The organism is Pseudarthrobacter adonitolis, assembly GCF_055412845.1.
Map to the genome: position 1 here is coordinate 1 of NZ_JBVAYW010000007.1, position 26030 is coordinate 26030.

Consider the following 26030-nt stretch of genomic DNA (forward strand, 5'->3'; position numbering starts at 1 on the left):
GTAAAAACCAGACCACACCACGGGGTGGCATAATCCAGTCAATTCAACCAATTCAATACAATAAATTGGTATCAACAAACTTGGCACACTATTGAGTTCTCAAACAACAGACACATTCGAATAATTCCCGAAACAAATTCATATTCAAATGAATTTTTTATGTTTCGCTTTTCTTCGCTGCGATGTTTATAGCTTATTTCATTCTTATTCACTTTGCAAATCCGGGTTATTTTTCCGATATTCACTCTGTGGAACGAATCCGCCCATCAAAAAGTGAAGCTTTTCATCATTTTCGTGCTTTGCACACGATGAATTGCTTCTCTTGTGAAGGGGGTTTGTCGCCACTCAGCGGCGGCGACTCAGAAAACAATACACGCTCCCCCGCGGCCGTGCAAATCGGCTGCGGAGGAGCGTGAATAGGAGCTTGGGAAGGCTAAGGAACCAAGACTTCGACAGTCGCGAGATTCTTCTTGCCGCGGCGCAGGAGCAGGTACTGGCCATGCAGCAGCTCCGACTCGGAGATGACAGCTTCCGGGTCGGACACCTTCTCGTTGTTTACATAGGCGCCGCCTTCGCCGACAGTCCGCCGTGCCGCGGATTTGCTCTCCGACAGGCCAGATGCCACCAGGAGGTCGATGATCCCGAGGCCATCCACCTGGATGCGGGCGGACGGAAGCTCTGACGTGGCTGCTTCCAGCGTCAGTCGGTCCAGGGCGGACAGGTCACCGTTGCCAAAGAGGGCAGCAGATGCCGCGATGACTTTCTCCGTGGCCTCCGCACCGTGGACCAGGGAAGTCACTTCGAAAGCCAGCTTCCGCTGGCCTTCCCGTGCGAAGGGACGCTCGGCCACAGCCGCTTCAAGCGTTTCGATCTCCGCGCGGTTCAGGAAGGTGAAGACCTTAAGCCGGTCCACCACATCAGAGTCGGCGGTGTTCAGCCAGAACTGGTAGAAGGCGTACGGGCTGCACATGCCGGCATCAAGCCAGATGGCGTTGCCTTCGCTCTTGCCGAACTTGGTGCCGTCGGAGTTTGTGATCAGCGGCGTGCCCAGGGCGTGCACACTCTTACCCTCAACCTTGCGGATGAGTTCAGTGCCGCTGGTGAGGTTGCCCCACTGGTCCGAGCCGCCGGTCTGCAGCATGCAGCTGTAGTCGCGGAACAGCTGGAGGTAGTCCATGCCCTGCAGGATTTGGTAGCTGAATTCCGTGTAGCTGATGCCCTCGTCCGAACTGAGGCGGGAAGCGACAGCATCCTTGCGAAGCATGGTGCCGACCCGGTAGTGCTTTCCGATCTCGCGCAGGAAGTCAATGGCGCTCAACGGCGCGGTCCAGTCGAGGTTGTTGACCATACGGGCGGCGCTGGGGCCATCGAAGCTGAGGAATCGGCGGACCTGGGCCTGCAGGTAGCCCACCCATTCATTGACGGTGTCCTTGGTGTTCAGCGTTCGCTCGGCGGTGGGCCGCGGATCGCCGATCAGTCCCGTGGATCCGCCCACCAGGCCCAGCGGCTTATGCCCAGCGAGCTGCAGCCGGCGCATAACGAGGAGTTGGACCAGGTTTCCCAGGTGCAGGCTCGGCGCGGTGGGGTCGAATCCGCAGTAATAGGTGATCGGATCACCGGCGAGGAGCTTTTCCAGTTCCTCTTCATCAGTGGAGACGTGGACCAGGCCGCGCCACTTCAGTTCCTGCCAGACATTGGCGAAGGCGGGGTCGTTCTGCTGGGATTCGAGATCGTTGAGTTCTGACACGACTTCTAAGTTAGCAGGATCGGCGACGCCCGGCGCCGAAATGAACGGCGCCGGGCGTCAAGGGGCAAGCGGACCGGCTCAGCCTTCTATGCCGGCCGGAATACCTTCCGCGGCAATCAGCCTGAGCCGCTGCGTGGGCCGAGTCATGGCGACATACAAATCGCCCACGCGGCCGTGCTCGTGGTTGAGCATGACGGACGGCTCGAGGACCACAACGCCGTCGAACTCCAGGCCCTTGGCTTCGCGCGGGCTGATGACCACGATGTCCTGTTCGTAGCTGCCTGCCCCGTTGCCGATGCGCCGGCCGTACACGGCACGAAGGGCTGACGTTGCTGCGGGCAGAAGGTCACCGTCGGCAATCACTGCCAGGAGGCCGCCGTCGAGCGCTGCCAGTTCCTCGGGGAGCACCTCCACCAAACGGCTCACCACCTGTCCGTGGTCAACCTTGTCGATGACAGGGGCCCAGCGCCCCTCGCGGACGGCCTTCGGCGCGGAAACCACGAGTCCGGCGGCGTTGGCCATGCGGGCCGCGGCTTCGGCGATCTGGGAGGGTGTCCGGTAGTTGACTGTCAGCTCCTCCAGCTGCCAGCGGTCACCGAACATGGGTGCCAGGGCCCCCTGCCAGGAGTTGGCACCGGCAACAGAACTGGTCTGCGCGATATCGCCCACGATGGTGAAGGATTTCAGCGGGCAACGGCGGACCAGCAGGCGCCATTGCATCGGCGAAAGCTCCTGCGCCTCATCCACCACGATGTGGCCGAATGCCCACGTGCGGTCGCTGGTGGCGCGCTCGGCGGCGGTCAGGCGATTCTCGCGCTCCTGGTTCTGATCGGCGAGTTCCTCGGCGGTGATGAGGACATCGACACCCATGTCCCCCATGTTCACCAGCGTCTGCTTGGCGTTGGCAAGGTCCCGGGCGCGGTCGTGCTCCTGCTGTGCAAGTCCACGTCCGGCCGCCGGGTCCAGTTCGCCAAGGAGCTCGGCGGCTTCGTCCAACAGCGGGACATCAGCCTCGGTCCAGGGAGCATCAGCGGGGCGCAGCAGCAGCGACTGCTCCTTAAGGGACAGATGCGGTGTGCAGGACGCCAGTACTGTGGGTTTGCTCAGAAGCTCGGTGATCAGCTTCTCCGGAGTCATCGGCATCCAGCACAGGTTCAGGACGGTCCGGACGTCGCGGGCCGTGCGGACATCTTCGGCCAGATACGAGCGGTCGGCATTGTTGCCGATGCTCCCGGCCTCCACAAGATCGGTCAGCTGCTCGGTCAGCTCGCGGAGCAGAATTTTGATAAACGTCAGGCGTGCCTCGTTGTGGGGCTTGCCGGTGGACCGGGCACGTTCGCGCGCACGGCTTACCTGCCGCCGCGTCAGCACCAGCTTGCGGCCGTCGACGTCCAGGACGCGGTCTTCGGCAGGGATCCGCTGCCGGTTCGCCACCGCATTGGCCACAACCTTCACCATGTCCAGCCGCCCCTTGATGGCCGCGACCTCTGCCTCGGGTTCAGCTACCCCCTTGATTCCGGGCATCAGTCGACCCACGCTGGCCATGACCACACCGGTCTCACCGAGCGAGGGAAGAACACGTTCGATGTACTTCATGAACGACGACGACGGGCCCACCAGCAGCACACCGGCGGTCTTCAGCCGTTCCCGGTGCGTGTAAAGCAGGTACGCGGCCCGGTGCAGTGCCACAGCAGTTTTACCGGTTCCGGGACCACCCTGCACCACGAGGGCTCCGGAAATGGAGGACCGGATGATGCGGTCCTGCTCGGACTGGATGGTGCCGACGATGTCGGACATCCGGCCGGTGCGCTTGGAGTCCAGGGCGGCCAGCAGTGCTCCTTCACCCTGCAGTGATGCGTCGTCCGCGAGCATGTCCGCATCAAGGACGTCATCCTCTATGGCCTTGACTTCCCGGCCTTGCAGAACCAGGTGCCGCCGGCGGCGGACGCCCTGCCGGTCAAACGCCGTTGCCTGATAGAAGTGGCCGGCCTCGGGCGCGCGCCAGTCCACCATGAGCCGCTGGAGGTCATCGGTGGTCAGGCCGATTCGCCCAATGTACTGGGCCTCACCGGAATCCAGGTCGAGGCGGCCGAAGACCAAGCGGTCATCGACGGCGTCGAGCTGCGCGAGGCGGTCCTCGTAGAGCGCGGCGAAGGCGTCCCGTTCGGAAACATTCTGCATGGTGCCCACGGCACCGGCCCGGCGGACCTGTGCCAACTGCAGGCGCTTTTCCGTGCGGAGCTCTTCCAGCCGCGCATACAGGCCGGCAACATAGTCCCGTTCGTGGGCCAAATCGGCGTCGAGCATTAAACGTTCCCCTATCGCAAAAGACAGACCGTCCATTCTACAACCATTTCCGCTAACGCGCCGGCCGGTCCCCTGCCCCGGAAGTCACCCAATGTTCACCTTCAGGCCGCACACATCAGTAGCTGCGCCGCCCCGTGAGTGATTCAATACTGCGATGCACCACAAGAGCGTCCTGACCGGATACGGGCTTTGCGGCCAGGATTGAGGACCCAACCAGCCTGGCCTTCGCCGTGACGGACCAGCGGACCGGGGCCCTCCTGGGCACCACCGCCCTGAAAGCCTTCGAGGCCGCCCAGCATCGCGTGGAAGTGGGCGGCACCTTCTTTGGACGGCAATTCTGGGGCACTCACGTAAATCCCGCCAGCAAGCACGCCTTGCTCGCCTTTGCGTTCGAAGTCCTCCAAGTGCAGCGGGTTGCGTTCCGCTGCGATGCACGCAATGTGCGCAGTGCCGCAGCAATCGAACGGCTGGGGGCAACGTTCGAGGGCGTGCTGCGCAGCCACCGTCTGGCGCCTGAGGGCACACGTGCGGATTCCGCGGTCTACTCGATCCTGGGGCAGGAATGGCCTGCGGTGCAGCAGCGAATCCAGCGCCGGCTGGCGCCGTTCGCACTGGCGGGAGACCACCCGGGCGGGACGGACTATGCCCGGCGCACCTTCGCCGCCTTGTAGCGGGACACCGTGGGATCGCCTGGCAGCCAGAAGCGCCAGGGATACGTCGCGGAGCCGCCGTCGCCGGAGACGCCTACCCTCGGCCCGGACATGAATTCGGTGGCAGAAACGGAAGGCAGCCGCAGTTCGAAGGGGTCAGCCAGCGCATCCCGTCCGCTGTCGGCAGTGGTGAGGGCCAGGGTGGTGGCCAGCCGGGCCGGGCCGCTCGCCAGGTCGAGGGCCGATTTCGACGTCGGACGCCGCACCAGCGCGAGGCGCTGCCCCTCCACCACCTCGCCCGCCCGCAGCAGGACGGCAGACGCGGTGCCCGCAGGGCCACAGACGATGTTGGCGCAGTAGTGCATGCCATACGTGAAATAGACGTAGAGATGGCCGGCCGGGCCGAACATGGGAGCGTTGCGCGCCGTGGGTCCACGGAAAGTGTGGGAGCCGGGATCCGGATGCGACGAGTCGCCAGGACCCATGTACGCCTCCACTTCGGTGATCCGCACAGCCACCGTTCCCTCGTGGCTGTGGTGGGTCAGGACGGATCCCAGCAGTTGCGGAGCGACCCTCCGTGCGTCGCCCGACAGCAGTTCACGGAGCCGCTCCGGGCTGGCGGGGCTGCTGCTGACGGTCATGGTCCGACTCTACCCAACGCCCACGACAGTGTCTGATTTCCGCTAGCAGACCCGGTCGCTGGCTGGCAGGATGGAGGGCATGGACTTCTGGCAGCGCTACCGAGCGATTGACGCGCGGGACACCCGGTTCGACGGGCAGTTCTACACCGCTGTCCGGACCACCGGCATCTACTGCCGTCCGTCCTGCCCCGCCAGGACCCCGAAAGCGGTCAACGTCACCTTCTACGAAACATCAGCCGCAGCCCACGACGCCGGCTACCGGGCGTGCAAGCGCTGCCTCCCCGAGGCGGTGCCCGGCACTCCTGCGTGGAACATCCGGCAGGACCTGGCGGGCCGCGCGATGCGCCTGATCAACGACGGCGTGATCAACCGGGATGGGGTGGAGGGCCTCGCCGCCCGGCTGGGATATTCCTCCCGCCAGCTCAACCGTATCCTCAGCCACGAACTCGGCGCCGGTCCGCTCGCCCTGGCCCGGGCCAGCCGCGCCCAGACCGCCCGCACGCTGTTGGTGTCCACGGCGATGAAGCTGGCAGACATCGCGTTCGCGTCCGGATTCAGCAGCGTCCGCCAGTTCAACGACACCATGGTGGAGGTGTTCGCCATGACTCCCACTGCCCTGCGCGCGACCGCCAGGCACCACCGCTCCCCCGCCGCCGCGACGTCGCTGACGTTGAGCCTGCCTTACCGCGAACCGTTCGATCCCGGCATCTTTTCCTTCCTCGCTGTCAGGGCGATCCCCGGGATCGAGGCGGGGACGCCGACGTCGTACGCCCGTACTTTGCAGCTTCCGCATGGTGATGCCCGCTTCAGCGTGACGTACGACGACGGCGATCGCGGACGGCCGTTGACCCTCACCATCGGCGCGGTGGCCCTCCGGGACCTGCCCGCCCTGCTGAGCAGGGTACGCCGGCTCTTCGATCTTGACGCCGATCCTGTAGCCATCGACATTGCCCTGTCGCAGGAGCCCCGCCTGGCCGCTTCGGTTGCCAGTGCCCCGGGCATCAGGATGCCCGGCGCACTGGACCCGCAGGAGCTGCTCATCCGGGCGATGATCGGGCAGCAAATCACGGTGGCTGCGGCCCGGACCGCACTGACGCAACTGGCCGCCGCCGGCAGTGCCAGCGCGGTCCCCGGCGAGGGGCTTGACCGGCTGTTTCCCACGGCGGCCGAAATCGCCGAGGCCGGCTACTCGCTGCTGCGCGGTCCGCAACGCCGGATTGACGCCATCCGTTCTGCCGCGTCGGCCCTCGCTGGCGGCCAATTGGATTTTGGCTACGGGGACGATCTGCCCGGGCTCGGCGCCAAGCTGCTTCCCCTTCCCGGCGTGGGCCCGTGGACCGTCGGCTACGTGGCAATGCGCGTGCTCGGTGCCCCGGACGTCTTCCTGGCCAACGACGCCGCGGTGCGAAACGGCATCAGGGCGCTCGCCCCAGCCCTCAACAGCCAAGATGGCCGCGGCGCTGACTCGCCTGGCGTGGTGCCCAGCCCGGACTTCCGGAAGGTCAGCCCGTGGCGGTCCTACGCCACCATGCACCTGTGGCGCGCCGCCGCGGCGCCCAAATCCCCCAAACGTGTACAAGCCGTTCCAGAGAAAGCGATGCTATGAAAGCCCAGCTGTTAGTGATGTCCACGCCGGACGGTCCGTTCACCATCCTTGCCCAGGACGGCGTAGTCCTCGCCTCGGGCTGGACCGCCGAGCCGGATGAGCTGACTGGCCAGATCCACCCCGAGCTGCGGCCCGGAGACATTGAGGCCGCCGCGGACCTCGGCCCCATTTCCAGGGCTGTTGACGCCTTTTATGCCGGCGACCCCGCGCCCGCCATGGCCGTCCCCGTACGGCAGAAGTCGGGTTCCTTCCGGTCCCATGCCTGGGATGTATTGAGGACCGTGCGTCCCGGGTCACCGGTGACGTACACCGAATACGCCGAACTTTCCGGAAACCCGAAAGCGGTCCGGGCCGCGGCCAGCGCCTGTGCCTTCAACGCGGCAGCCTTGTTTGTTCCGTGCCACCGCGTCATCCGCACCGACGGTTCCCTGGGCGGTTTCCGCTGGGGCCTGGCCATCAAGGAGAGCCTGCTGGCCCGCGAAGCCGGATAGGGGCTACCGCGCTGCGTGTGTCCCAGATGGCGTGGCTCCAGCAGCGGGTGTCCCGGATGGCCAGGGCAGCAGTTCCGGGAGGTCCACGCCGTCCGCGGCGGCTGAGGCACGCAGGCTGCCGAGCGACGGTTCACGGCCGGCCAGCCAGGCAGCGATGTCGGTGATCATGCCGCTGATGACGGTGGAGCGGCCGGCGCCAAGGGTCACGGGCGGAAGCCCAAGTGGCTGCAGCACCAGTTTGTCCCCCGGCGGCACGCGGGCCGCCAGGAAGTCGAAGAGGTGCTCGCAGAATTTCCGGCTCCACGTCTCGGGGCCGAGGCCCGCACCCAGGTCCGCCGTGTGGATCACCAGTTCCCGCCACAGCGCGAGGCCGCCGTCGAAGACCACTCCTCCGCGGTAGGTGATGGGCCGGTTCCAGCCCGCGGCATCGAGCGCGCCGAAGGCGCGAAGGGCCCGGTCCAGGGCCGCGTCCACGTCGGCCCGGTGCTCCGACGGGCTGTGTCCGGCGGCCAGCTCGATCGCCCGGGTGCGGCCCTCGAAGCCGCCGTCGTACAGCTCGATGCTTTCACCGCGGGCGGCGTATTCGAGCTGGCGGGCCATCGCGTTGGCAATGCCGGCGACATGCGCCAGGACGTGGCCCCGGGTCCAGCCAGGCAGTTCCGAGGGCGCCTTGACGTCCTGTTCGGTCAGTTTCGCGGTGATTCCGGCCACAACGTCGGCGGCGCGGCGGAGTTCTTCCAGCAGTTTCTCTGGGGTAATTGCGGTCATGGCGCCATCCTAGCCGAGCCTCCGGGCTAACCGGGATTAACTCAGCTGGTCCGGTCCATAGCGGTGCCGAATGTGCCGGTGGTCGTGGCGGGCCTGCCAGAACTCCAGTTCCGTCGGCCTAATCGCGTAGAGCTGCCAGTCCGGATTATCGCTGCCATCAGCTGCCGGGCGCGCCTGCCAGTCGTCCGCCGACGCTTCAGCGGACAGCTCAACCACCGGGCCGGCGACCCGGACCTGCCGGCCCTGCTGCGGCCAGAAGAAGTTCAGGGCCGCGCGCGGGTTGACGGACAGCTCCCTGCCCTTCCGGGACGTACGGGACGTAGCGAAGTGCCAGCCGTCGTCGTCGATGTTCTTCAGGATCAGCAGCCTGGCAGAGGGCTGGCCGTTTCCGTCCGCCGTGGCCAGGCTGCAGGCATGCGGTTGCAACACACCGGCAGCGAGGGCCTCATCCAGCCATAGCTTGAATAACGCCACTGGGTCTGGCGGCGCTTTGGCCGGGTCGAAGTCTGGCAGGTTTTCGGGGAAGTCCGGCAGGGCGCGCAGGTGGCTGCGGAAGGCATCGCTCATTCCCCCACTTTAAACGCAGCGAGATGGCATTTCACGGCAGTTGTTTCGAAAAACATTGCCGTGAAATGCCATCTCGCGCAGAAGGGAACGACTACCCGGCGTACCCGCGCACGCCGGCAAGCTCGACTTCGAGGGCAAGCAGTTGGCGTTCGACGGCGGCGGGTGCGGTGCCGCCCTGGGAGTTGCGGCTCTTGAGCGAGCCTTCGGTGGACAGGACCGCGCGGACCTCCGGAGTCAGGTGCTCCGAGATGGCGGCGTACTCCTCATCGGTCAGGTCCCACAGCTCCACGTCGCGGCTTTCGGCCTGCTTCACGGCCGCTCCGGACAGCTCGTGTGCCTCGCGGAACGGGACGCCCTGGCGGACCAGCCATTCGGCGATGTCCGTGGCAAGCGCGAAGCCCTGCGGTGCCAGCGACTCCATCCGTTCCGTGTTGAACTTCAGCGTCGCGATCATGCCCGAGACAGCCGGGAGCAGCAGCTCCAGGGTGTCGGCGGCGTCGAAGACCGGTTCCTTGTCCTCCTGCAGGTCGCGGTTGTACGCGAGCGGCAGGCCCTTGAGCGTGGCCAGCAGCCCGGTCAGGTTGCCGATCAGGCGCCCCGCCTTGCCGCGGGCCAGTTCGGCCACGTCCGGGTTCTTCTTCTGCGGCATGATCGAGGAACCGGTGGAGTAGGAATCGTGCAGGGTCACAAAGGAGAACTCCTTCGTGGCCCACAGGATGACTTCCTCCGAGACGCGGGACAGGTCCACGCCGATCATGGCCGTAACCCACGCAAACTCGGCGAAGACATCGCGGGAGGCGGTGCCGTCGATCGAGTTGTGGGTGGCGGAGAAGAACCCAAGGTCCGCAGCGACGGCCTCCGGGTCGAGGCCCAGTGACGAGCCCGCGAGGGCACCGGAGCCGTAAGGCGAGACCCCTGCGCGCTTGTCCCAGTCCTGGAGCCTCTGCACATCGCGCAGCAGCGCCCAGGCATGGGCCAGCAGGTGGTGGCTGAGCAGGATGGGCTGGGCATGCTGCAGGTGAGTGCGGCCGGGCATGGCCACGCCGTGGTGGGCCTTGGCCTGGTCCACCAGGGCCTCGATGGTTGCCAGCACGCCGCGCGCAATGATCCGGGCGTGGTCACGCAGGAACATACGGCCCAGCGTGGCCACCTGGTCGTTGCGGGACCGGCCGGCGCGGAGCTTGCCGCCCAGCTGGGAGCCGGCGCGCTCGATCAGGCCGCGTTCCAGTGACCCGTGCACGTCCTCATCGGACTCCGCCGGAAGATACGCGCCGGAGGCGACGTCGTCATCCAGCCGGCTTAGGGCGTCGAGCATCCCTTCTAGCTCGGCGTCGTCCAGCAGCCCGGCCTTGTGCAGCACGCGGGCGTGCGCTTTGGAGCCGGCGATGTCGTAGCGGGCCAGCCGCCAGTCAAAGTGCGTGGACTTGCTCAGAGCCGCGAGGGCATCCGCGGGGCCGCCGGCGAACCGGCCGCCCCACAGTGCGCCGGTGTTCGTCGAGCCGGTGGTTGAGCCTGTCGAAACCGGGGTCGTCCCCGGACGCTGATTCACTTTCCTGCGACGCGGATATCGCGGCCGGAGGCAACCTTGGCGGACATGCCCCACAGTTCGATGAAACCGCGCGCCATGGACTGGTCGAACGTGTCGCCGGTGTCGTAGGTGGCGAGGTCGAAGTCGTAGAGCGAGGTCTCGGAACGGCGTCCATTGACGATCGCCTGTCCACCGTGCAGCACCATGCGGATGTCACCGGTGACGTACTTCTGGGTGTCTTCGATGAACGCGTCCAGCGAGCGCTTGAGCGGTGAGAACCACTGGCCGTCGTAGACCAGTTCGGCCCAGCGCTGGCCAACAGAGGCCTTGAAGCGGGCCTGCTCGCGCTCGATCGTGATGTCCTCAAGGTGCTTGTGCGCAGTGATCAGCGCCATGGCACCCGGGGCTTCGTAGATTTCGCGGGACTTGATGCCCACGAGGCGGTCCTCCACGACGTCGATGCGGCCCACACCCTGGGCGCCGGCACGGCGGTTCAGTTCCTTGATGGCCTGCAGCGGGGTGACCCGGACGCCGTCGATCGCTACCGGCACGCCCGCTTCGAAGGAAATGGTGACCTCATCCGGGGCCGGCGGGAACTCCGGCGTCGCGGTGTAGTCGTAGATGTCCTTGGTGGGCGCGTTCCAGATGTCCTCGAGGTAACCGGTTTCGACGGCGCGTCCCCAGACGTTCTGGTCGATCGAGTACGGGTTCTTCTTGGTGGTCTCGATCGGCAGTCCCTTTTCCTCGGCGAAGGCAATGGCCTTGTCGCGGGTCAGGGCGAGGTCGCGGACGGGGGCGATGCACTTCAGATCCGGGCCGAGGGTCTGGATGCCCACCTCGAAGCGGACCTGGTCGTTGCCCTTGCCGGTGCATCCGTGGGCCACGGTGGTGGCGCCGAATTCACGGGCGGCCTTGACCAGGTGCTTGACGATCACCGGCCGGGAGATGGCCGAAACCAGCGGGTAGTGGCCCTGGTAGAGGGCGTTGGCCTTCAGCGTGGGCATGCAGTATTCGTCAGCGAACTCGTCGGACGCGTCGGCCACGTATGCCTCGACGGCGCCGCAGCCCAGTGCACGCTGGCGGATGGTCTCCAGGGACTCACCGCCCTGTCCGACGTCGACCGCCACGGCGATGACCTCGGCACCGGTGGCTTCACCGATCCAGCCGATGGCTACGGAAGTATCGAGGCCACCGGAGTAGGCCAGAACAATACGCTCAGTCACGAAAATGCTCCTAATTGGGGGTTGTAGATATTGTCGGGAAATTCTTCAGGGAACAACGTTCTCGGGAAAGCCTGTCACACCGGGAAGGTGTTCTGGCGGCGTGCGCTGTTACTGGCTGCCGCCGGCTTCCTCGGCGAGCTGCAGGAACCGGACCGCGAGGCCCTGCCCGCCCTGCGGATCCCGGGAGACCAGCAGCACGGTGTCGTCACCGGCAATCGTCCCCAGGATGGAGGGCATCACCGAGTGGTCGATGGCCAGTGCCAGGAAGTTGGCTGCACCGGGCGGGGTCCGGAGCACCGCGATGTTGGCCGAGGCCTCCGCCGTGACCAGGAGCTCGCTGCACAGCCGGGCAAGCCGGGCATCCAGGATCTCCTGGCTGACCCCGCTCTTGGCCGCCCGTTCGCCGCCCTCGCCGGGGACGGCGTAAACCAGCACGCCTTCCTTGCCGCGGACCCGGACGGCGCCGAGTTCCACGAGGTCCCGGGACAGCGTGGCCTGGGTGACCTGGACGCCGTCGTCCGCCAGCAAAGCGGCCAGCTCCGCCTGGGAACGCACCGATTCACCCGTCAGGATGGCGGCGATGCGCGCCTGGCGGGCCGTTTTGGTGGCCGGGCTGGAGCCCGGCGCTGCCGGCGGAACGGACACTAGTTGCCAACCTCCACGGGCTGCAGTCCGTCAACCACGGCCAGGCCCGAGCGGTGCATGAGCCAGGCCATCAGGGCCTTCTGCGCGTGCAGCCGGTTCTCGGCCTCGTCCCAGACGATCGACTGCGGGCCGTCGATGACGCCCGCCGAAATCTCGTAGCCGCGGTACGCGGGCAGGCAGTGAAGCACGACGGCGTCATCCGCCGCGTGTGCCATGGCCGCCTCATCCACGGAGTACTCCCGGAACAGCTGCATCCGGGCTTCCTTTTCGGCTTCCTGGCCCATGGACACCCAGGTGTCCGTGGCCACGACGTCGGCGCCCTTGAGGGCCTCGGCGGCGTCGGTGGTGATCAGCACGGAACCGCCGGTCTGGGCAGCTCGTTCCTCGGCCGCGGCTACGATCTCTGCAGCCGGGAGGTAGCCAACCGGTCCGGCGATGCGGACGTGCATCCCGGCGGTGACGCCCGCCAGCAGGTAGGAATTGGCCATATTGTTGGCGGCATCGCCAAGGTAGCTCATGGTGAGGCCCTTGAGTTCGCCCTTGTGCTCCTTGACCGCGAGCAGGTCCGCGAGGAGCTGGCAGGGATGGTAGTCGTCGCACAGGGCGTTGATCACGGGCACGCTGGAGTTTTCCGCCATCACTACCAGGCCCGAGTGTGCGCCCGTGCGCCACACAATAGTGGAGACCATGCGTTCCAGGACCTTCGCGGTGTCCTCCACCGATTCCTTGTGGCCGATCTGTGCCTCGCCGGGGTTGATGATCAGGGCGTTGCCGCCCATGTCGGCAACGCCTGTGGCGAAGGAGACCCGGGTACGGGTGGAGGTTTTGTCGAAGATCACGGCTACGGTCTTGCGGCCGTTGCCCTCCGCGGCGAATGGCTGCACGCTGTAGGGCGCGGCCTTCATGCGGACGGCCAGGTCCAGGACCTCGGCCTGCTCAGCGGGGCTGAGGTCTGTGTCCTTTAGGAAGTGGCGGGTGGTGCTGGCTACAGGGGTCACTGCGCGTCCTTAGCTGTCTGGAGGATTGCCGGGAGGGCGGCGAGGAAGGTGCCTGCCTGGTCCTTGGTGAGGACCAGCGGAGGGGCAAGCCGGATGGTGCGCGGGCCGGGGCTGTTGACGATGAAGCCGGCGTCAAGGCCGGCGGTCACGGCGGCGGGGGCCACGTCGGCATCCAGGTCGAAGCCGATGAGCAGGCCTTCGCCGCGGACTTCGGTGACGCCGTCGACGGCGGCGAGTCCGGCGCGGAGGTAGTCCCCCACGGCAGCAACATTCTCCAGTACCCGCTGGCTTTCGATCGCGTGCAGCGTGGCCAGCGCGGCCGCCGTCGCCACCGGGTTGCCGCCGAAGGTGGTGCCGTGCTGGCCTGCGGTCAGGAGCGACGACGTCTGCTCACCGAACGTCAGGAGCGCGCCGATGGGGAAGCCGCCGCCGAGGCCCTTTGCCAGGGTGATGGCGTCCGGAACAATCCCGGCGTCCTCCGTCGCGAGCCATTTGCCGGTCCGGCCGATTCCGGTCTGGACCTCGTCCAGGATCAGCAGGGCTCCCGCTTTGGTACTCGCCTCGCGGGCTGCCTTCAGGTAGCCCGGGGGCAGCGGCCGGACTCCGGCTTCGCCCTGGATGGGCTCCAGGAAAACGGCGGCCACGGTCTCGTCGACTGCGGCTTCGAGGGCGTCAACGTCGCCGAACGGGATGTGGACCACGCCGCCGGGCAACGGCTCGAAAGGTGCTCGGTAGGCTTCCTTGGCGGTCAGGGCCAAGGCACCCATGGTGCGGCCGTGGAAGGCACCTTCCAGGGCTATGATCTTGGTGCGCTTTCCCGTGGTGCCGTCGGGGCTGGCTCCGTTGCGCCGTGCCAGCTTAAAGGCGGCTTCGTTGGCTTCGGTGCCGGAATTCGTGAAGAACACCTTGGAGCCCGCCGGGGCGTGCGTCAGTGCCAACAGCTTTTCGGCCAGTGCGATCTGGGTGGGGCTTGTGAAGAAGTTGGAGACATGGCCAAGGGTGGCCAGCTGGCTGGAGATCACGGAAGTGACAAATGGATGGGCGTGGCCCAGGGCGTTGACGGCGATGCCGCCGAGCAGGTCCAGGTATTCCTTGCCGTCGGCGTCCCAGACCAGGCAGCCGGCACCGCGGACCAGGACCCGCTGCGGGGTACCAAAGACGCCCATCAAGGACGTGGAGTAGCGAGCCAGCCAGTCAGCCCCACTGGTGTGGCCAACGAGTGCGCTTGCGGCGGCCTCCGCAGCGATGGGGGCCCCGCCCGCTTCGCGGTGCCCGACCACACCCGGCCGCCCATCGCTGCTGCGGCCTTCAGCCGACTGGCTTAGTCCTGTGTGGGTCATGCTGCGTTCACCTCTGTATCAGGGACGACCTGCGTGCCGATGCCCGCCGTCGTGAATGTTTCCAGGAGCATCGAGTGCGGCAAACGGCCGTCCACGATGTGCGCGCGTTCCACCCCGCCGTCAATCGCCTTGAGGCACGCTTCCATCTTGGGGATCATGCCGGATTCCAACGACGGCAAAAGCTGCCGCAGCTCCGAGGCCGTCAGGGAGGAGATGAGCGAGGACCGGTCCGGCCAGCTGGCGTACAGTCCTTCGACGTCAGTGAGGATCACCAGCTTGGACGCCCCCAACGCTTCGGCCAGGGCCGCCGCAGCAGTATCCGCGTTGACGTTCAGGACCTGGCCTGTTGTCTGGACCTCTCCGGCTGCGGTCTCGACGCCGTAGGACTCGATTTCCGGGGCCACGGTGGAGATGACCGGGATGCGGCCCGCGGCCAGGATGTCCAGGATGCCCTCCGGGTTTACGCCGACGACTTCGCCCACCAGGCCCAGGTCCACTTCCTCGCCGTCAATGACAGTGCCGGTCCGGACGGCACGGAGCAGGCCGCCGTCTTCGCCGGACATTCCCACGGCGTAGGGGCCGTGGGAGTTGATCAGGCCCACCAGTTCGCGGCCCACCTGGCCGGTGAGGACCATCCGGACCACGTCCATGGCTTCGGGGGTGGTGACGCGGAGGCCGCCTTTGAACTCGGACTCGATGCCCAGCCGCGCCAGCATGGAGTTGATCTGCGGGCCGCCACCGTGGACCACCACGGGGTGGATGCCCACATGGTGCAGGAATACCACGTCTTCGGCGAAGGCACGGCGCAGTTCGTCATTAACCATGGCGTTGCCGCCATATTTGATCACCATGGTGGTGCCGGCGAACCGTTGGATCCAGGGCAACGCCTCGATCAGCGTGCCAGCCTTGCTTTGGGCATCACTCATGGACGTCGTCTCACGGGTCTGGGTATTCATGCGTGCAGTATCTCCAGGGTTGCTGGTGGATCTAGCGTGAGGATCAGCTCGAGTAGGCGCTGTTCTCGTGGACGTAGTCGTGGGTGAGGTCGTTGGTCCAGATGGTGGCTTCGGCGTCACCGGACTGCAGGTCAATTTCCACCAGGACTTCGCGGGGTTCCAGGTCAACCAGGTTTCGGTCGTCGCCGATGCTGCCGCTGCGGCAGATCTGGATGCCATTGATGGCGACGTTCAGCTGGTCCGGTTCGAACACGGCGTCCGTGGTGCCCACCGCGGACAGCACGCGGCCCCAGTTGGGGTCCTTACCGAAGATGGCTGCCTTGAACAGGTTGGACCGGGCCACGGAGCGGCTAACGGTTTCGGCGTCCCGCTCGCTGGCCGCGTTGAACGTACGGATTGCGATATCGTGGCTGGCGCCTTCGGCGTCCCCGATCAGCTTGCGCGCCAGTTCAGCGCACACCTGGGTCAGCCCGGCACCAAAGGCTTCCGCGGACGGGACCGCGCCGGACGCGCCGGAAGCCAGCAGCACCACGGTGTCGTTGGTGGACATGCAGCCGTCCGAATCAGCCCGGTCGAAGGTGACGCGCGTGGCATCGCGAAGGACGACGTCGAGCATTTCCGCTTCGACGTCGGCGTCAGTGGTGAGGACCACCAGCATGGTGGCCAGGCCGGGTGCCAGCATGCCGGCGCCCTTGGCGATGCCGCCGATGGTGAACTCCTGGCCGTCGGCGTCCGTGCCGATGAACAGCGCGGACTTGGGCACCGAGTCTGTGGTCATGATGGCGTTGGCCGCATCCGGCCCGCCGTCGGTGCTGAGCGCTGCCGAGGCAGCTTCGACGCCCGGGAGAATCTTGTCCATGGGCAACTGCTCGCCGATCAGCCCGGTGGAACAGACAAACACGTCCGTCGCCGAGAGGCCCAGGACAGCAGCCACTTTCTCGGCCGTGCTGTGGGTGTTCTGGAACCCCAGGGGTCCGGTACAGGCGTTGGCACCGCCGGAGTTGAGGATAACTGCGTCCACTCGGCCATCCGAGACCACCTGGCGGGACCAGTGGACGGGAGCCGCGGCCACACGGTTGCTGGTAAAGACGGCGGCCGCCGCCTTGGACGGGCCGTCATTGACGACCAGGGCGAAGTCCGGCTTGCCGGACGTCTTCAGGCCGGCGGTGACGCCTGCGGCGCGGAATCCCAGGGGGGCGGTAACGGTCACGGTGCAACTCCCTGCAGGTTGAGGCCGGCGGTTTCCGGCAGGCCTAGCGCAATGTTCATGGACTGCACGGCGCCGCCGGCAGTTCCCTTGGTGAGGTTATCAATGACGCAAGTCACAATCACGCGGCCGGTGTGTTCATCCAGTGCCAGCTGCATGGCGGCGTGGTTGGAGCCCTGGACCGATTTGGTGGCAGGCCATTGTCCTTCCGGCAGGAGGTGGACAAACGGTTCGTCGTCGTAGGCATCAGCCCAGGCCTGGCGGAGGTCCGCAGCAGTGGTGCCGGGCTTGACCTTAGCGGTGGCGGTGGTGAGGATGCCGCGGCTCATCGGCGCGAGCGTCGGGGTGAAGGACACCGTGACGCTCTCCCCCGCGGCGCTGGAAAGCCCCTGTTCAATCTCGGGGGTGTGGCGGTGGCCGCCGCCCACGCCGTAGGGGCTCATGGAGCCCATCACCTCAGAACCGATGAGGTTCACCTTCGCGGCCTTGCCCGCACCTGAGGTGCCTGAGGCGGAGACGATCACGACGTCGTCGGGCTGGAGCAGCTTGGCGGCGAACCCGGGCGTCAGCGCCAAGAGGGCTGACGTCGGGTAGCAGCCCGGGACGGCGATCCGCGTGGCGCCCTTGAGGACCTCGCGCTGGCCGGGGAGCTCCGGCAGACCGTAGGGCCACGTGCCGGCATGGGCCGAGCCATAGAACTTTTCCCACGCTGCCGGATCTTCGAGGCGGTGGTCTGCGCCGGCGTCGATCACAATAGTGTCTTCGGGAAGCTGCGCCGCGATCTCGGCGGAAGCCCCGTGCGGGAGTGCCAGGAACACCACATCGTGCCCGGAAAGATTTTCCACCGTGGTGTCTTCCAGGATGCGGCTGGCCAGCCCATGCAGGTGCGGCTGCAGCTCACCGAGGCGGGAGCCTGCATTGCTGTGCGCTGTGATGGCACCGATGGTCACGTCCGGATGCCCTGCGAGGAGGCGCAGGACTTCTCCCCCGGCGTAGCCACTGGCTCCGGAGACGGCAACAGAAATAGTCATGCCCTGAATCTTACAGCAAAAGTATTCAGTGTGCCCGATATTTATGCATCCGCGTTTCTTCGATTCTCAGGGCCGCTAGACAAGCACGCGTAAGATGGGGTGAGGGTGATCCTGACCGTGCCGTCCGAATGTCGGCTGCACCGTTGCCCGAAACAGTTACGAGGCCCCGCTCCATGACCACCACCCTCCCCACGTCAGAGCGCCCTAAATCGCGTGTCCGGCAGCCCAACGCCGTTGTCCTGAGCTATTCGGAGCTGTTGAAGAGCGTCAAGGCTGAAGGCCTGCTGGAACGCCGCGTCGGTTTCTACATCACGCTCTTTGCCAGCCTGGTCCTCCTGATGGCCGCCACCTGGTTCGGCTTCGCCCTGATCGGCGACAGCTGGTTCCAGCTCCTCATCGCCGCGGCCGTCGGGGTTCTTTGCACGCAGCTGAGTTTCCTGGCCCACGAGGCCGGGCACCGCCAGATCTTCGCGTCGCGCCGGGCCAACGACTGGACGGCTCGGATCCTGGCCACCTCGGTGGCAGGCATGAGCTACTCCTGGTGGGAGCAGAAGCACGGCGCCCACCACAACCACCCCAATGTCATTTCCAAGGATCCGGACATTGCCACCGGGGCCATCGCCTTCCACACCGAAGGTGCCGCCACGCGGCAGGGCCGGTTTTCATTCCTGACCCGCAAGCAGGGCTGGTTCTTCTTCCCGTTGCTGTTCCTTGTTGGCCTCGGTCTGCAGATCGATTCGGTGAAGTTCGTCTTCCGCCGGGCCAAGGTCACGCACCGCTGGGTAGAGCTTCCCATTTTGCTGGTCCGGCTAAGCCTCCTGCCCGTGCTCGCTTTTACGTTCCTGCCGCTGGGAATGGCGTTTGCCTTCATCGGCGTGCAGCTTGCCGTGTTTGGTTTCTACATGGGCGCTTCCTTTGCACCGAACCACAAGGGCATGCCGGTCCTGCCCGCGGACAGCCGCGTGGACTTCTTCAGCCGCCAGGTCCTGACGTCACGGAACATCTCCGGCGGCCGGTTTATGGACATCCTGCTCGGCGGCCTGAACCGCCAGGCTGAGCACCACCTCTTCCCGGACATGGCACGCCCCCAGCTGGACAAGGCTGCCAAGATCGTCCGTGAGTACTGCAAGAAGCACCAGGTTCCCTACACGGAAACCACGCTGCTGCAGTCCTACGGCATCATCGTCCGCTACCTCAACGACGTAGGCCTTGCTGCAGGACGCCACTTCGAGTGCCCCATGGCCACGGTGACCCGGCGGTTCTAGCACCCCACGAGTCACGCGGCTCCCCCGTAAGACTCTTCCCCCGCATGACCCGAAGCGACGGCCGGCTACCGGCCGTCGCTTCGCCGTCGGTGGCGGTGTCCCTAGGATGGTCAGAGACACCGGCCGCGGGAAATCCCCGCCCGGAGAGGAGACCCTTTATGCATGCCATCGTCGCCCGCCAGTCCGGAGGCCCGGAAGTCCTCGAGCTTGCCGAGGAGGACCGACCGACGCTTGGCCCTGGCCAATTGCTCATGAAAGTGGCGGCCACGGGCGTCAATTTCATTGACACCTACCAGCGCGGCGGCATGTACAAGGTTGCCTACCCTTTCACGCCGGGCTCAGAGGCAGCGGGCGTTGTCGAGGAAATCGGCGAGGGCGTTGAGGGCTTTACCGCAGGCAGCCGGGTGGCAACAGCCGAGGGCCGGCAATGCTACGCAGGCTACACCGTGGTGGACGCTGCGAAAGCGCTCCCCGTACCGGATGGCGTGGACCTTCTGACGGCGGCTGCGTTGCCCCTCCAGGGCATGACCGCCCACTATCTGATCAACTCATCTTTCAAGGTGGAGCCCGGCCACACAGTGCTGGTCCATGCGGGCGCAGGCGGCGTGGGTCTGCTGATTACCCAGCTCCTGAAGGCCCGCGGAGCCCGGGTTATCACCACGGTCTCCACCGACGAGAAGGAAGCACTGGCCAAGGGAGCCGGCGCCGACGTTGTGCTCCGCTATGAAGGATTCGCCGAAGCAGTCCGCGACCTCACGGACGGCGCCGGCGTCCAGGTGGTCTACGACGGCGTGGGAAAAGATACGTTTGACGGTTCGCTTGCCAGCCTGCGCACACGCGGCTTCCTTGTCCTGTTCGGGGCCGCCTCCGGGGCGGTGCCGCCGGTGGATCCGCAGCGGCTCAATGCCGGCGGCTCGCTGTCGCTGACGCGGCCGACACTGGCGCATTTCCTCGCCAACCCGCAGGAACGGCTGTGGCGCTCCAGCGAGGTCTTTGGGGCCGTAGCCGACGGAAGCGTGAAGGTACGGATCGGTGCCACCTACCCCCTGGCCGAGGCGCGACGCGCCCATGAGGACCTCGAGGGCCGGCGCACCACGGGCAAGGTCCTGCTGGTTCCCTAATGGCGCCCGCTTCCCGCGTGAAAAGAACATGAATCTTCAACGAACCCTGGACACCTTCCATTCACTTTCCTCAGGCAGAATCCGTCCGTGAGTGAGCATCAGTCAAACGTCGTGGCATCCCTGCCGGAAAATCTATACCGCCCCCAGCTGGCCGGTATGCCCCTAGCCCCGCCCGAGCGGACCCTCATGGCTATCCTGGAGGACTCGGCAGCAAGATTCCCCGAGGCATCGGCGCTCGACGACGGCCGGGGTTCCCTGAGCTACGCCGACCTGATGACCGCGGTCCGGGCCAAAGGACGTGAGCTCCAGGCCGCCGGGCTGGGCGCCGGCGACAGGATCGGCGTGCGGATTCCGTCTGGGACCAACGAGCTGTACATCTCGATTCTCGCGATCCTGCACATCGGTGCCGCCTACGTGCCTGTGGACGCCGACGACCCCGAGGAACGTGCAAGGCTCGTCTTCGGCGAGGCAGGCGTGGCCGCAGTGCTCACCGGCGGGGCCGCAGTCTCCGAACCTGGCTCCCGGGAACCCGCAGAACGCCGTGAAGCCGAGCGCCGTGCTGCCGAACCCGGAGATGACGCGTGGGTGATCTTTACGTCCGGGTCCACCGGCACACCCAAGGGCGTCGCCGTCCGCCACCGCTCCGCCGCTGCCTTTGTTGACGCCGAAGCCCGGCTCCTCCTGCAGGAGGAACCCCTCGGCCCGCAGGACAGGGTGCTGGCAGGGCTTTCCGTCGCCTTTGATGCCTCGTGCGAGGAAATGTGGCTTGCCTGGCGTCATGGTGCCTGCCTGGTGCCCGCGCCGCGTGCCCTGGTCAGGACGGGAACGGACCTCGGCCCGTGGCTCATCAGCCACGGCATTACCGCAGTGTCCACTGTTCCTACACTTGCTGCCCTCTGGCCGGCCGAGTCCCTGGAGAGTGTCCGGCTCCTGATTTTCGGCGGCGAGGCCTGCCCGCCCGAGCTCGCCGAGCGGCTTGCCGTCCCGGGCCGTGAAGTATGGAACACCTACGGCCCCACGGAGGCCACGGTAGTGGCCTGCGCGGCCCCTCTGGGCGGCCCCAGTCCGGTCCGGATCGGGCTGCCGCTGGACGGCTGGGACCTGGCCGTGGTGGATGCCGAAGGGCTGCCCGTCGACGAAGGGGACATCGGCGAGCTGATCATCGGCGGCGTCGGGCTGGCCCGTTACCTTGACCTGGACAAGGACCGGGAGAAGTACGCGCCCATGCCGTCCTTCGGCTGGGATCGCGCTTACCGTTCCGGCGATCTGGTCCGCTACGAAGCCGCCGGACTGATCTTTATGGGCCGCGCCGACGAACAGGTCAAGCTCGGTGGACGCCGGATCGAGCTGGGCGAAATTGACGCCGCCCTGCAGGCCCTCCCCCACGTTGCCGGAGCTGCGGCGGCCGTACGGACTACCGCGGCGGGCAACCAGATCCTGGTGGGATACCTGGCCGCCGCTGATGCGGACCTTGATCTGGTGGCAGCCCGCGAACTCCTGGCGGCGAGTCTCCCCGCCCCCCTCATTCCGCTGCTGACCGTCGTCGAGTCCCTGCCTACGAAAACCAGCGGCAAAGTGGACCGTCATGCCCTGCCCTGGCCATTAACCGGGACCGGCGCGGCGGAGGCCGACGCTGCTCCGTTGAACCTGCCGGAAGATGCCGCCTGGGTGGCCGAACAGTGGACTGCCGTCCTTGGCAGCCCCGTATCAAGCCTCGACGCCGACTTCTTCGCCTACGGCGGCGGCTCGCTGTCCGCTGCCCAGCTGGTCTCCGCCCTCAGGGGCCGGTACCCGACCATCACGGTCGCCGACATCTATGCCACGCCCAGGATCGGGGCCCTGATTGATGCGGCCCGCCAGACGCTTCCCGACGGAGTGGCCGCCGGACCGGCGCCGTCCAGGACTGTGCGCCCCACCGCGTTCAAGTCCCAGGTCTTTCAGACGTTGATGGGCATTCCCTTGCACATCTTGGTGGGGATGCGCTGGCTGACCTACGTCATGGCGGCTAACAACGTGCTGGCCGCTTTGGCCGGCTTCAGCGCGGCCCCCACCGTTTCCTGGTGGTGGGTGGCCGCATCCTGGCTCGTATTCGTCTCTCCGGCCGGCCGGATGCTGTTTTCCGTGGCCGCGGCCCGGATCCTGCTCCGGAAGGTGGGACCTGGAACGTACCCGCGCTCCGGGCGCGTGCACCTGCGCCTCTGGCTGGCCGAACAGATCCAGGACCTAGCCGGTGCCATCAGCCTCGCCAGCGCACCGTGGGTGCCGTACTACGCCCGGGCGCTGGGCGCCAAGATCGGCAACGACGTCCAGCTGCACTCGCTGCCGCCGGTAACCGGGCTGCTTTCCCTCGGCAGTGGCTCCAACGTCGAGCCTGAGGTGGATCTTTCCGGTTGGTGGATCGACGGGGACATCGTCCACATCGGGGCGGTCCACATCGGGGCAGGAGCCAGCATCGGGGCGCGCAGCACGCTGATGCCCGGGGCTTCCATCGGCGCCGGAGCCCAGGTGGAGCCGGGCTCGGCCGTCCTCGGCAAGGTGAAGGCCGGCCACCACGTGGCCGGGTCCCCGGCCGAGCGTCGGGGCAAGGCCAAGCACTCGCTGCCGGACACTCCCGCAGAACATCGGCTGATTGGTCGGCTCTGGTTCGCCGGATTCGCCGCGGCTTCGGCCGTGCTGGCCCTGATCCCTTACGTGTCCGCCGCCGCCGCGGCACTGGTGGTCTTTGGCTTTATCCGGGGCAGTGAATCGCTCTCCGCCGCCGTCCCGCAGCTCCTGCTCGGCCTCGCACCCGCGGCCCTCGTGTGGTTCGTCGTCAACCTGCTGCTCATTTTGGTCACCACCCGGTTGCTCGGCATCGGCCTAGCCGAGGGCTACTACCGCGTCCGCAGCCGGATCGGCTGGCAGGTCTGGGCCACGGAACGCGTACTGGACTTGGCCCGCGACCTGCTCTTCCCGATCTACGCCAGCCTTTTCACTCCAGTCTGGCTGCGCCTCCTCGGTGCCAAGATCGGCAAGAACGTCGAAGCCTCCACGGTCCTGCTCATCCCCAAGATGACCACCGTGGGCGAAGGCGCCTTCCTGGCCGACGACACCATGGTGGCCTCCTACGAGCTCGACGGCGGGTGGCTGCGAATTGCGCCTGCGAAGATCGGCAAGCGCTCCTTCCTGGGCAACTCCGGCATGACCGCTGCCGGGCGGAACGTCCCCAAGAACTCACTCGTCGCCGTCCTGTCGGCCACACCAGCCAAGGCCAAGTCCGGGACGTCGTGGCTGGGCAGCCCGCCCGTGCGGCTCCGGCGCACCGCCATCGCCTCGGATGACACGCGCACCTTCCAGCCGCCGCTGAGGCTCAAGATTGCGCGCGGCCTCTGGGAACTGGGCCGCTTCGTCCCCGTCATGACCACGGTCTCCATCGCAGCCGCCGTGATACTTGCCTTCGACTGGCTGGCCGCCACGTACAACTACGGAATTGCCGCAGCCCTGGGCGGTGTCGTGATGCTGCTGGCGGGCGCGGTGGCCGCGGGCAGCGCCGTCGTCGCCAAATGGGTCCTCGTGGGACGGATCCGTACCGGCGAACACCCGCTCTGGAGCTCCTTCATCTGGCGCAATGAGGTGGTGGACACGTTTATCGAAATGGTCAGCGCCCCCTGGTTCGCCCGTGCAGCAACCGGCACGCCGGCCCTGGTCTGGTGGCTCCGGGCGCTCGGCGCACGGATCGGCCGCGGAACATGGTGCGAAAGCTACTGGCTCCCCGAAGCTGACCTCGTGTTCCTCGGGCGGAACTCCACCGTCAACAGGGGCTGCGTGGTCCAGACGCACCTGTTCCACGACCGCGTCATGAGCCTGGACACTGTTACCCTCGAAGACGGAGCAACCATGGGGCCCCACGGTGTCATCCTGCCGCAGGCGAGCATCGGCAGCGGTGGAACTGTAGGGCCGGCGTCGCTGGTGATGCGGGGCGAATCGGTGCCAGCCGCGACCTATTGGATGGGTAACCCGGTGAGCCCCTGGAGCGGTCCCGCAGCGTCCGCTCCCAAACCACGGTAGCCCTGCAGCTGTCCTGCCGCCCCTACGCTGATCGGAAAGACCGACTTATGAGTTCCCCCGCACCGAGCCCGACGGCCGCGAGTACCGGCCCTGCCCGCACGTCGGAGCAGGCTGCTTCAGCACCTGATCCCTACATGCCGGGCCATGGCACGAACGCGTACAAGGTCAGTCGCTATGAACTGGACCTTGACTACAAGCTCAGCAGCAACCGCCTAAGCGGGCGCGCGGTCCTGCGCGCTGTCACCCAGTACGCGACGGCGGCCCTTGTGCTGGACCTGACGGGGCTCCGGGCCACGAAGATCCAGCTCAGCGGGCGCCGGGTAAAAAAGTTCAGCCAGCGCGCCGGGCAATTGGTCATTGTGCCCGAGGCCGCACTGCCGGCGGGCGAGGAATTTACCCTGGATATCCGGTACGAAGGCAACCCTGGTCCCCGGCGCGGGTTCTGGGGCGAGGTGGGCTGGGAAGAACTCACCGACGGCGTCCTCGTGGCCGGCCAGCCGAACGGTGCCGCCTCCTGGTTCCCGTGCAACGACCACCCCGGTGACAAGGCCAGCTACCGGATCAGTGTGACCACCGACGCCAGTTACCGGGCCGTGTGTAACGGCACGCTGGTCTCCCATACCAGCAGGGCCAGCCGCGAGACCTGGGTCTACGAGCAGGCGGAGCCCATGGCCACCTACCTTGCCACGGTCCAGATCGGCCGGTATGAGTTCCTCACACTGACTCCCTTCCCCGTGGACGGGCAGGTTCCGCAGTTCGCCGCCATCCCGGCGCTGTTGGTCGATGCGGCCCGCGAAGGCCTGGCGAGGCAGCCGGAGATGATGCGCACCTTTGCCAACTGCTTCGGGCCCTACCCGTTCTCGGAATATTCCGTGGTGGTGACCGAAGACGAGCTGGAAATACCGCTAGAGGCGCAAACGCTTTCCATCCTGGGCCGGAACCACCTGACGCAGGAGTGGGAGTCCCAGCGCCTCATCGCCCACGAGCTCGCGCACCAGTGGTTCGGGAACTCCCTCACCGCCGCGTCCTGGACGGACATCTGGCTCCACGAGGGCTTCGCCTGCTACGCGGAGTGGATCTGGTCCGAGGAAGCAGGCGTCCTACCCGTCGCGGACCGGGCCGCCTCAGCCTGGCGGAAGCTGGCCGCCGGCAGCCAAGACATCATCGTGGGCGATCCCGGGCCGGAGCTTATGTTTGATGACCGAGTCTACAAGCGCGGAGCCTTGGCCCTGCATGCCCTGCGGATCCGTTGCGGCGACCTGGCATTTTTTGCGCTGTTGCACGATTGGACGGATGCCCACCGTCACGGTTCGGTGTCCACGGCGGCCTTTATCATCGCCGCGGACCGGGCCACCGGCCTGGACACGGAGGCGCTGCTGCACCCGTGGCTGCTCGAGGCAACCCTTCCGCCGCTGCCTGTGCGCTGACGGGCAACGCCGCTAGCGGGCCCCAGCTCTATTGTTCGGCCAGCGCGCTAGCTGCCGGTTCGTGAAACCGCGACGGCGGCGCGAAAGTTGAGCGGGAGGCCCGCCTCTCCGGCGGCCAGGTCCCGGATTCCCGGGCGGGACAAAACATCGAGGGTGTCCGGGGCAGTAATGAGGCCGTCGCCCGTCATCTTGAGCCATGCTTCCTTGCGCGTCCAGAGCCGTGCCCGCTCCTGCAGCAGCTGAGGCCCGGCCAGCCCGTCGAGGGCCGCGCGCTCGGCGGCGGTGAGCGCCACGCCGTCGAACCCTTCAAAGGCCATGCCGGACGGGTCCGCCAGGTCCACGCCTATCGTGAGTCCGGCAGGTGGCTCCACAACAGCGCCCAGCAGGATCCAACCGGAACTCCGGGACAGGCTCAGCGCGAGCGGCACCGGTTCTCCCCTGAGCATGTAACCGGGCCTGCCGTGC

Annotated in this window: 21 protein-coding genes; 7 read left to right on the forward strand and 14 right to left on the reverse strand. The window is 66.6% G+C overall.

The annotated features are described in order from the left end of the window. Positions 1-433 precede the first annotated feature (433 nt). On the reverse strand, positions 434-1747 hold the full coding sequence (gene tyrS / locus ACZYZ4_RS09480; protein WP_463860257.1) for a tyrosine--tRNA ligase: 1314 nt from the start codon (positions 1745-1747) through the stop codon (positions 434-436). A 78-nt stretch (positions 1748-1825) separates the two neighbouring features. Beyond that, positions 1826-4054 carry a HelD family protein gene (locus ACZYZ4_RS09485; protein WP_463860259.1) on the reverse strand — a complete coding sequence of 743 codons (2229 nt, stop codon included), beginning with the start codon at positions 4052-4054 and terminating at the stop codon, positions 1826-1828. 200 nt (positions 4055-4254) lie between these two features. Between ACZYZ4_RS09485 and ACZYZ4_RS09490 the strand changes: the two genes are divergently transcribed. After that, positions 4255-4725 (forward strand): GNAT family N-acetyltransferase, encoded by a 471-nt coding sequence (locus tag ACZYZ4_RS09490; RefSeq protein WP_463860573.1) that lies wholly within the window; start codon positions 4255-4257, stop codon positions 4723-4725. Here ACZYZ4_RS09490 and ACZYZ4_RS09495 read toward each other — a convergent pair. Then, positions 4695-5345 (reverse strand): DNA-3-methyladenine glycosylase, encoded by a 651-nt coding sequence (locus ACZYZ4_RS09495; protein ID WP_463860261.1) that lies wholly within the window; start codon positions 5343-5345, stop codon positions 4695-4697. The two genes, ACZYZ4_RS09490 and ACZYZ4_RS09495, sit on opposite strands and share 31 nt — an antisense overlap. 79 nt (positions 5346-5424) lie before the next feature. Here ACZYZ4_RS09495 and ACZYZ4_RS09500 point away from each other — a divergent pair, with 79 nt between their 5' ends. Both ACZYZ4_RS09500 and ACZYZ4_RS09505 read left to right on the forward strand, forming a co-directional pair. Then, positions 5425-6951, forward strand: coding sequence for a DNA-3-methyladenine glycosylase 2 family protein (locus ACZYZ4_RS09500; protein WP_463860263.1), 1527 nt, complete (start codon positions 5425-5427; stop codon positions 6949-6951). Beyond that, positions 6948-7442 (forward strand): methylated-DNA--[protein]-cysteine S-methyltransferase, encoded by a 495-nt coding sequence (locus tag ACZYZ4_RS09505; RefSeq protein WP_463860265.1) that lies wholly within the window; start codon positions 6948-6950, stop codon positions 7440-7442. Before ACZYZ4_RS09500 ends, ACZYZ4_RS09505 begins: the two co-directional genes overlap by 4 nt. Positions 7443-7445: 3 nt before the next feature. On the opposite strand, the gene ACZYZ4_RS09510 is transcribed toward ACZYZ4_RS09505, so the two are convergent. The 10 genes from ACZYZ4_RS09510 to argC all read right to left on the reverse strand — a co-directional run bounded on the left by ACZYZ4_RS09510 (position 7446) and on the right by argC (position 17705). Then, on the reverse strand, positions 7446-8210 hold the full coding sequence (locus ACZYZ4_RS09510) for a maleylpyruvate isomerase family mycothiol-dependent enzyme (RefSeq protein WP_463860267.1): 765 nt from the start codon (positions 8208-8210) through the stop codon (positions 7446-7448). Between the two features lie 36 nt (positions 8211-8246). Further along, positions 8247-8777: a pyridoxine/pyridoxamine 5'-phosphate oxidase gene (locus ACZYZ4_RS09515; protein ID WP_463860269.1), complete on the reverse strand. Its 531-nt coding sequence runs from the start codon at positions 8775-8777 to the stop codon at positions 8247-8249. Positions 8778-8868: 91 nt separating this feature from the next. Then, positions 8869-10326 (reverse strand): argininosuccinate lyase, encoded by a 1458-nt coding sequence (gene argH, locus ACZYZ4_RS09520; protein ID WP_463860271.1) that lies wholly within the window; start codon positions 10324-10326, stop codon positions 8869-8871. Next, complete coding sequence (locus ACZYZ4_RS09525; RefSeq protein ID WP_463860273.1) at positions 10323-11528, reverse strand: argininosuccinate synthase; 1206 nt, start codon at positions 11526-11528, stop codon at positions 10323-10325. Before ACZYZ4_RS09525 ends, argH begins: the two co-directional genes overlap by 4 nt. Positions 11529-11636: 108 nt before the next feature. After that, positions 11637-12173, reverse strand: coding sequence for an arginine repressor (locus ACZYZ4_RS09530; protein WP_463860275.1), 537 nt, complete (start codon positions 12171-12173; stop codon positions 11637-11639). Continuing rightward, positions 12173-13171, reverse strand: a complete 999-nt coding sequence (gene argF, locus ACZYZ4_RS09535; RefSeq protein WP_463860277.1) for an ornithine carbamoyltransferase — start codon at positions 13169-13171, stop codon at positions 12173-12175. Before argF ends, ACZYZ4_RS09530 begins: the two co-directional genes overlap by 1 nt. Next, positions 13168-14511, reverse strand: coding sequence for an acetylornithine transaminase (locus ACZYZ4_RS09540; protein ID WP_463860279.1), 1344 nt, complete (start codon positions 14509-14511; stop codon positions 13168-13170). The genes argF and ACZYZ4_RS09540 overlap by 4 nt, the downstream gene beginning before the upstream one ends. Next, on the reverse strand, positions 14508-15467 hold the full coding sequence (gene argB, locus ACZYZ4_RS09545) for an acetylglutamate kinase (RefSeq protein WP_463860281.1): 960 nt from the start codon (positions 15465-15467) through the stop codon (positions 14508-14510). The genes ACZYZ4_RS09540 and argB overlap by 4 nt, the downstream gene beginning before the upstream one ends. 43 nt (positions 15468-15510) lie before the next feature. Then, positions 15511-16677, reverse strand: coding sequence for a bifunctional glutamate N-acetyltransferase/amino-acid acetyltransferase ArgJ (gene argJ, locus ACZYZ4_RS09550; RefSeq protein ID WP_463860283.1), 1167 nt, complete (start codon positions 16675-16677; stop codon positions 15511-15513). Then, entirely contained in the window at positions 16674-17705 is a 1032-nt protein-coding gene (gene argC / locus ACZYZ4_RS09555) for an N-acetyl-gamma-glutamyl-phosphate reductase (protein ID WP_463860285.1), read from the reverse strand. The genes argJ and argC overlap by 4 nt, the downstream gene beginning before the upstream one ends. A 173-nt stretch (positions 17706-17878) precedes the next feature. On the opposite strand from argC, the gene ACZYZ4_RS09560 reads away from it, so the two are divergent. The 4 genes from ACZYZ4_RS09560 (at position 17879) to ACZYZ4_RS09575 (ending at position 25565) form a co-directional block, all read left to right on the forward strand. Then, entirely contained in the window at positions 17879-18970 is a 1092-nt protein-coding gene (locus ACZYZ4_RS09560; protein WP_104063390.1) for a fatty acid desaturase family protein, read from the forward strand. A 158-nt stretch (positions 18971-19128) separates the two neighbouring features. Further along, positions 19129-20091 (forward strand): quinone oxidoreductase family protein, encoded by a 963-nt coding sequence (locus ACZYZ4_RS09565; protein WP_463860287.1) that lies wholly within the window; start codon positions 19129-19131, stop codon positions 20089-20091. A 156-nt stretch (positions 20092-20247) separates the two neighbouring features. Beyond that, complete coding sequence (locus ACZYZ4_RS09570; protein WP_463860575.1) at positions 20248-24138, forward strand: Pls/PosA family non-ribosomal peptide synthetase; 3891 nt, start codon at positions 20248-20250, stop codon at positions 24136-24138. Between the two features lie 47 nt (positions 24139-24185). Beyond that, the gene (locus tag ACZYZ4_RS09575) at positions 24186-25565 is read left to right on the forward strand and encodes a M1 family metallopeptidase (RefSeq protein WP_463860289.1); all 1380 of its coding nucleotides are present in this window, start codon (positions 24186-24188) and stop codon (positions 25563-25565) included. 47 nt (positions 25566-25612) lie between these two features. Here the strand turns inward: ACZYZ4_RS09575 and ACZYZ4_RS09580 are convergent, their stop codons facing one another. Next, positions 25613-26011 (reverse strand): 4'-phosphopantetheinyl transferase family protein, encoded by a 399-nt coding sequence (locus tag ACZYZ4_RS09580; RefSeq protein WP_463860291.1) that lies wholly within the window; start codon positions 26009-26011, stop codon positions 25613-25615. Positions 26012-26030: the final 19 nt, after the last annotated feature.

Bases quoted from the DNA above. Each gene is read 5' to 3' on its own strand.
- ACZYZ4_RS09485 (WP_463860259.1), bottom strand. From the start codon at position 4,054: ATGCTCGACGCCGATTTGGCCCACGAACGGGACTATGTTGCCGGCCTG.
- ACZYZ4_RS09495 (WP_463860261.1), bottom strand. From the start codon at position 5,345: ATGACCGTCAGCAGCAGCCCCGCCAGCCCGGAGCGGCTCCGTGAACTG.
- ACZYZ4_RS09500 (WP_463860263.1), top strand. From the start codon at position 5,425: ATGGACTTCTGGCAGCGCTACCGAGCGATTGACGCGCGGGACACCCGG.
- ACZYZ4_RS09505 (WP_463860265.1), top strand. From the start codon at position 6,948: ATGAAAGCCCAGCTGTTAGTGATGTCCACGCCGGACGGTCCGTTCACC.
- ACZYZ4_RS09510 (WP_463860267.1), bottom strand. From the start codon at position 8,210: ATGACCGCAATTACCCCAGAGAAACTGCTGGAAGAACTCCGCCGCGCC.
- ACZYZ4_RS09515 (WP_463860269.1), bottom strand. From the start codon at position 8,777: ATGAGCGATGCCTTCCGCAGCCACCTGCGCGCCCTGCCGGACTTCCCC.
- ACZYZ4_RS09540 (WP_463860279.1), bottom strand. From the start codon at position 14,511: ATGACCCACACAGGACTAAGCCAGTCGGCTGAAGGCCGCAGCAGCGAT.
- argB (WP_463860281.1), bottom strand. From the start codon at position 15,467: ATGAATACCCAGACCCGTGAGACGACGTCCATGAGTGATGCCCAAAGC.
- argC (WP_463860285.1), bottom strand. From the start codon at position 17,705: ATGACTATTTCTGTTGCCGTCTCCGGAGCCAGTGGCTACGCCGGGGGA.
- ACZYZ4_RS09560 (WP_104063390.1), top strand. From the start codon at position 17,879: ATGACCACCACCCTCCCCACGTCAGAGCGCCCTAAATCGCGTGTCCGG.
- ACZYZ4_RS09565 (WP_463860287.1), top strand. From the start codon at position 19,129: ATGCATGCCATCGTCGCCCGCCAGTCCGGAGGCCCGGAAGTCCTCGAG.
- ACZYZ4_RS09570 (WP_463860575.1), top strand. From the start codon at position 20,248: ATGCCCCTAGCCCCGCCCGAGCGGACCCTCATGGCTATCCTGGAGGAC.
- ACZYZ4_RS09575 (WP_463860289.1), top strand. From the start codon at position 24,186: ATGAGTTCCCCCGCACCGAGCCCGACGGCCGCGAGTACCGGCCCTGCC.
- ACZYZ4_RS09580 (WP_463860291.1), bottom strand. From the start codon at position 26,011: ATGCTCAGGGGAGAACCGGTGCCGCTCGCGCTGAGCCTGTCCCGGAGT.